This window comes from Metabacillus mangrovi (genome assembly GCF_009711125.1).
Classification (GTDB): domain Bacteria; phylum Bacillota; class Bacilli; order Bacillales; family Bacillaceae; genus Metabacillus_B; species Metabacillus_B mangrovi.
On the sequence record NZ_WMIB01000048.1, the window covers coordinates 1 to 1,580 of the forward strand.

The 1,580-nt window shown below is 55.3% G+C and carries 1 rRNA gene; it reads left to right on the forward strand.

From position 1 onward, the window contains the following. The first annotated feature begins 2 nt into the window (after window positions 1-2). Window positions 3-1,542, forward strand: a 16S ribosomal RNA gene (locus GKZ89_RS20730). The last annotated feature ends 38 nt before the right edge of the window (window positions 1,543-1,580 follow it).

A 1,580-nucleotide genomic window follows, 5' to 3' on the forward strand; every position in this document is an offset into this window, starting at 1 on the left:
ACTTTTTGGAGAGTTTGATCCTGGCTCAGGACGAACGCTGGCGGCGTGCCTAATACATGCAAGTCGAGCGGATCTCTTCGGAGATCAGCGGCGGACGGGTGAGTAACACGTGGGCAACCTGCCTGTAAGACTGGGATAACTCCGGGAAACCGGAGCTAATACCGGATAACCTTTCGGACCGCATGGTCCGGAATTGAAAGACGGTTTCGGCTGTCACTTACAGATGGGCCCGCGGCGCATTAGCTAGTTGGTGAGGTAATGGCTCACCAAGGCGACGATGCGTAGCCGACCTGAGAGGGTGATCGGCCACACTGGGACTGAGACACGGCCCAGACTCCTACGGGAGGCAGCAGTAGGGAATCTTCCGCAATGGACGAAAGTCTGACGGAGCAACGCCGCGTGAGTGATGAAGGTTTTCGGATCGTAAAGCTCTGTTGTCAGGGAAGAACAAGTGCAGGAGTAACTGTCTGCACCTTGACGGTACCTGACCAGAAAGCCACGGCTAACTACGTGCCAGCAGCCGCGGTAATACGTAGGTGGCAAGCGTTGTCCGGAATTATTGGGCGTAAAGCGCGCGCAGGCGGTCTTTTAAGTCTGATGTGAAAGCCCCCGGCTCAACCGGGGAGGGTCATTGGAAACTGGAGGACTTGAGTGCAGAAGAGGAGAGTGGAATTCCACGTGTAGCGGTGAAATGCGTAGAGATGTGGAGGAACACCAGTGGCGAAGGCGACTCTCTGGTCTGTAACTGACGCTGAGGCGCGAAAGCGTGGGGAGCGAACAGGATTAGATACCCTGGTAGTCCACGCCGTAAACGATGAGTGCTAAGTGTTAGAGGGTTTCCGCCCTTTAGTGCTGCAGCTAACGCATTAAGCACTCCGCCTGGGGAGTACGGTCGCAAGACTGAAACTCAAAGGAATTGACGGGGGCCCGCACAAGCGGTGGAGCATGTGGTTTAATTCGAAGCAACGCGAAGAACCTTACCAGGTCTTGACATCCTCTGCCACTTCCAGAGATGGAAGGTTCCCCTTCGGGGGACAGAGTGACAGGTGGTGCATGGTTGTCGTCAGCTCGTGTCGTGAGATGTTGGGTTAAGTCCCGCAACGAGCGCAACCCTTGATCTTAGTTGCCAGCATTCAGTTGGGCACTCTAAGGTGACTGCCGGTGACAAACCGGAGGAAGGTGGGGATGACGTCAAATCATCATGCCCCTTATGACCTGGGCTACACACGTGCTACAATGGATGGTACAAAGGGCAGCGAAACCGCGAGGTTCAGCGAATCCCATAAAACCATTCTCAGTTCGGATTGCAGGCTGCAACTCGCCTGCATGAAGCCGGAATCGCTAGTAATCGCGGATCAGCATGCCGCGGTGAATACGTTCCCGGGCCTTGTACACACCGCCCGTCACACCACGAGAGTTTGCAACACCCGAAGTCGGTGGGGTAACCCGTAAGGGAGCCAGCCGCCTAAGGTGGGGCAGATGATTGGGGTGAAGTCGTAACAAGGTAGCCGTATCGGAAGGTGCGGCTGGATCACCTCCTTTCTAAGGATTTTTACAATAGAGAATTAACGGCGCTTCGA